Source organism: Myxacorys sp. (assembly GCF_059501405.1).
Genome location: NZ_JCACCM010000005.1, coordinates 1 through 4,732, shown reverse-complemented (window position 1 = coordinate 4,732; position 4,732 = coordinate 1). Strand labels below are relative to the sequence as shown.

Sequence of the window (4,732 nt, the reverse complement as noted above, 5' to 3'; positions counted from 1 at the left end):
CAATCTGGTACTTTGTTCACGCCTATAACAAATCATTACTTCTGTAGGACTACCACATCGGACTACCTCAGCGTGCTGCGAATGGTTCAGCCCGACATTGCAAAAGGTAGCAAGATTAACGGCAAGCTAATGCAGGAGGACTTTAGGAGCAACGCTTTAGAAATCACTGGAGACTATACCGCGATCGGAAAAGCGTCCGGTTCAAGCGCTGAAGAGATTGGGCTGTTTCTGAAGCGCTTGCTCAATGGCGGATCGATGGCTGAACTGAACAACCTCTCGTTCGGTATGAACAACCCGATCGTGACCCAAAACATCACCAAAGAGATGATGAAAATGGGCGTCGCGTCGATGGAGCAATTAAGCCAATCGCAGCGATTAGCCATTATCAAAGCAGCGGGCAAGGCGGGCAACTCGGAAGAGATGCAGAAAGCGGCATCAGGAACAATTGAAGGTCTGCTCGCCGGGTTCCAGTCAAACTTGTTTGACCCCTATTCTGGCTACTTTGGTGGAGTGTTTCGCAAACTAGCAACCGTTCCTGGTCAATCTGCCACGGTCGCAGAAGCATTTAATAAGGTTCTAGCGAAACTCATTGGCCCTGACGGACTATTCAGCACAATTACAAAAACTTTGGGCGCGATCGGGCTAGGCGGATTTGACCCAATGGTGAGTCTTCGCAACACCCTCGATAATTTCAGTGGATTTGTCGCTAATGTCAACACAACGTTTCAGGGAATTAACAAACAGTTAGAGTCAGGGGCAAGCGTCGGTGATTTGATTGGAAGCGCGATCGCGGACTTTTCCTCTAAAGTTTCAAGCTCTTTCTCTGGCATTGGTGAACGCGCTGCAACGGCGGTTAACAGCTTTGTGGATGGGTTGATTAAGAATGCGTCAGGATTCGATTACGCTCCGATCGTGCAATCTATCGGGCGTGGTTTAGGAACACTCTTCACCGAAATTGGTAGCTTCCTAAGTCACCTCGATCCACAAGTTTATTTGGTAGGTGCTGGTGTCTTGATTGCAAGCGCGATCGGGATGGTTGCTGTAGCGGCTGTCGGTGGATTAGTCGTCACGATCGGGGCCGCGATTTTGGGACTAGGAGCGCCCGTTCTGCTAGCCATTGCCGGAGTCGGACTCGCCACCGTTGGATTGTTCAAGATGTACGGCGATCAGATTTGGGCATTCGGTTCTCAAATCTGGCAGGGGATTGGAAGTATGTTTGGAGCGATCGGGGGCTTCCTGTCCGAAGCCTGGCAATTCGTTGTGGGATTGACCGCACTCACCATGCCTGGACTTTACATCATTGGAGCTTTAGTAGGCTCATTGCTCACAGGTGTTACAAGCTTGATTCAAGCCAATTGGGGGACAATCACGAACGGATTTGGCAACATGTTCAACTCACTTGGCGGACTGATCCAAAATGCAAGCAAAGTGGTTGTTGACGTGGGCGGCAAAGTGTTTGATCTGTTAGGTCAGTTGCTTGGCGAAATTGGTAAGTTTTTGAGTGGCGCGATCGAGTTCGTGCAGCGTAACCCAGTCAAACAAGGGCTTGACTGGGGCGGACAAAAACTGGATGAAGCTGGAAAAATGTTGTTTGGACAAGCACCAGCCGGACATTATCTAGGCGGATATTTAGGCGCGATCGATAGAGAAGCTAGAAACAGCACTGGCACTCCAGTTATTGCAAATTCTACCGAAGCAATCCTCACGCCGGGGCAATTACAGAGCATGGTTGCAGGGGTTTATGCGTCAGGTCAAAACAGCAGTAGTCGCACCGTCCACTTTGCACCTGTGTTCCACGTTGAAGTTCGTGGGGATGCCGAAGAGACAGCGCGGGCTACCCTGCAAATATTTGAAGAGTGGCTAGGTCAGTATCAGAATTCGTTTATGGGCGCTTAGACCTTTAGCGTTGATTAAACGGGACAGTGGAAGCCACGATTGTTGTTGAATTCAACTCCCTACGCGCGTAGGATTTCTAATGAAATTAAAATCATCCATCGAGCAATTTAAAACCGAAATCGTTAGCTTGGAAGGCGCGATCGCAGCAATCAAAGCCGAACATGTCAGACCCAGCAATCCGATCGCGGACGCTGCATTTTCAATCTTGCTGCAGAACTTAGCCACGATCGAATTTGACCAGCAGAGCCGCGAATTTGAGCGCGAGAAAGCCCGCAGAATCGACGCTTTCGAGGAATCGCTAAAGCAGATGCGATCGCAGTTGGCAGAGAAGGAATCAGAGTTAGCTGGACTTGAAAAGACCGCAGCAGAAGGACTGGCAAAGCTTCAAGGTCACGCCGATCGCGTCAATCAACTGGTGGAGAAGTTCAAGGCTAACTACCAGAAGGAAGTTGAGGAGATGAAAGCGATCGCGGCTGAACTTGAATTAGCAAGTTTGGAGATTCACAACACACGCCCACTATTTGTGCGATTTGAGAAGGCTGAATTACCTTTTGCACTGGTGGACAATCACAGTATTGTGATCCTGGCAGAGCGAGAACAGTACAGCTACAACAAGCCAAAACCGCAACCAATCCCCTACACGATGCCTGCACCGCTCACAAAAGGGCAGAAGACTGAAATGTGGATTAGTCAAACTTGTTTTAACCTCAACCGCCAAAAAGATATACAGCAGTCGATCGAGGAATTCAGATCGACTGGCAAGGTTCCAGCGTGGCTCAATTTCACCACTGCATCTGTGAAGGCTTAGTCGATGGAAATCCCTTCTATTGGTGAATTTAGCCAAGACCCTGACAAATACTACGCCGCGATCGGGCGTCGGTTCCTTGAGATTGCCGCGAAGCAACCGACCGGACTGAGAGATCCCAAGTTTGTCGATCGTTGCTTCGACGCAATGGAGTCGGGTAATGAGGCGCAAATCACCGCGATTCTGGATGAACTCGACAGCGACCAGGAGCGAGGCGCAATGATTCGGCTGTGCCAATCAATAACCCAAAATGAGCCAGGATGAGCTTTCACCAAAAAAATTTCTAGCAGCACACGCGATCGCGCAGGGGGAGTCACGGCTTGAAGCTTGCACGATCGCGAAATGCTCGATCGCCACATTGAAGCGCTGGCTGAAAGAGCCATTGTTTCTGGCTGAAATAAAACAATTTCAACAGGGGATTTTCGATGAAGCACTCTCGATCGCAGTTGCGAAGTCGGTTGACGCGATCAATAGTCTTGCGAGTATTGCCGCCTCGTCTCCGAACGAATCCGCTCGTGTTGCAGCGGCTAAAGCGGTTCTGGAAGTCGGATCTAAAAACCTAATTCACCGGGATGTGCTTCAACACCTTGCTGAGTTAGAGGAGCAGATTCGCGACGGCAAATAAAGCTTCTTCTGGTCATGTCCCCCGATCGTTCCCCTAGCGGAGATGGAAGAATCGGGGGTTTTCTCTTATGCCTACTAGCGTACAGAACACTTTTTAGGTTGTGCCCTGGCGGTTTGTCCGTCGTACACCCTCTGTGCAGTTTTTTCCTGACGTGCCTGGTAATCGTCCCACTGGCTGTCCTGATTCTTCGACTCGGATGGAGCTGTCGTGTTTAGCTTTCTCAACTCAACAAAATATACAGAACTGGCAGATTTAAACTGCTCGGATTGGAACTTAAACAGAGGTGCTGGATGTCTATCAATTTTCTCGATCGCGTCAATATCGTCGAGAAGCCGAATCACTCGAAGTACCGTGTTAAGAGACGCTTTGCACTCCTCTGCGATCTCAGCGGTGGTGAATCGATCTCGCTCCTGCATTGCTGCAATAATTCGGCAATGAGCCTCGGTGGGGCGTTTCATAGTTCCCCCTTCACTTGTTCCCAAACACTCAAAGCGCCTTCTACCCACCCTTCTAGGAAGGCGTCAATATCAGGGGTTTCTAAGTACTGTATGTGGCGATCGCTCAGCCAGTCACGCAGATTCTCGTTTAACCCATCATTTTCTAGTTGCCTGAATTCGTCGTAAGACAACTCGGCAGCATCTTTCTGTCCTTCCACAACACCGTCTTGCTTCCAGATCCCTTCAGACTCTTGTTTCTCAATTCGCAAGCGCTCGATCAATTTATCCATGGCTGGTACATCCTTTAACTTGATTTCTTCGATGGTTACCGCTGCTTCGATCGCGGCTTGGCATACTTGCGAAACTACAATCTTGTCTCGCACCTTCAGAAAACGCTCATGAAGAGAGTCTGGCACTGTAATATTGATTTTCTGGCTCACAATACGCCTTCTTTTCTCGAATACGCCTATTCTAACACTGTTGAATTTAATACGCTATGTTATTAATCTATGCGCCTTCAAAAGGGCATAGAGTTTTTACTATGAACGCTTGATTTCGGAGAATTCAATGCAGTTGTGCGATTAAGCGAAACTTTGACCCTAAATTTTTGTACCGAACTTTTCCGACTTTTAAGTGTTGCTAGCAGTACAAATAGGCGCGATCGCCCATCTAGAAAACGGTTGGCGTGATTTGAAACTTGTTTTTGTGTGTAGAAGGATAGGTATTGATCGGAAAAATCGACGGAGAATTTAGGGGCTTTTTGTATTCGATTTCTAATTCAACCAGTCCACATCAGTATCAATTCCCAAACGCAATTTGTGACTTATGAATAAAGCACTTCGACCCTGGCACATAGAACCAACTCGGATCACGGTAGTCGCCATCCGGGTTGATCTGAATTGTTGCCTTGGCATCGAACACTGCTACAACATTTGCCGATTTTGATGGATCGAGACGGCAATTCGAGGG

Annotated in this window: 6 protein-coding genes; 4 read left to right on the top strand and 2 right to left on the bottom strand. The window is 48.5% G+C overall.

All coding sequences use genetic code 11. The annotated features are described in order from the left end of the window. From AC5I6P_RS00480 to AC5I6P_RS00465, 4 genes are all read left to right on the top strand, one after another. Positions 1–1,896 (top strand): phage tail family protein (locus AC5I6P_RS00480; RefSeq protein ID WP_495691793.1); only part of this gene is annotated, 1,896 nt, incomplete at its 5' end. Between the two features lie 79 nt (positions 1,897–1,975). Further along, entirely contained in the window at positions 1,976–2,704 is a 729-nt protein-coding gene (locus AC5I6P_RS00475) for a hypothetical protein (protein ID WP_495691792.1), read from the top strand. A 3-nt stretch (positions 2,705–2,707) separates the two neighbouring features. After that, a complete protein-coding gene (locus AC5I6P_RS00470; protein ID WP_495691791.1) occupies positions 2,708–2,965 on the top strand; it encodes a hypothetical protein in 258 nt (85 codons plus the stop codon). Further along, positions 2,952–3,326, top strand: coding sequence for a hypothetical protein (locus AC5I6P_RS00465; protein ID WP_495691790.1), 375 nt, complete (start codon positions 2,952–2,954; stop codon positions 3,324–3,326). The genes AC5I6P_RS00470 and AC5I6P_RS00465 overlap by 14 nt, the downstream gene beginning before the upstream one ends. A 74-nt stretch (positions 3,327–3,400) precedes the next feature. On the opposite strand, the gene AC5I6P_RS00460 is transcribed toward AC5I6P_RS00465, so the two are convergent. Both AC5I6P_RS00460 and AC5I6P_RS00455 read right to left on the bottom strand, forming a co-directional pair. Beyond that, positions 3,401–3,784, bottom strand: a complete 384-nt coding sequence (locus tag AC5I6P_RS00460; protein ID WP_495691789.1) for a hypothetical protein — start codon at positions 3,782–3,784, stop codon at positions 3,401–3,403. Continuing rightward, entirely contained in the window at positions 3,781–4,203 is a 423-nt protein-coding gene (locus AC5I6P_RS00455) for a hypothetical protein (protein ID WP_495691788.1), read from the bottom strand. Before AC5I6P_RS00455 ends, AC5I6P_RS00460 begins: the two co-directional genes overlap by 4 nt. Positions 4,204–4,732 lie beyond the last annotated feature (529 nt).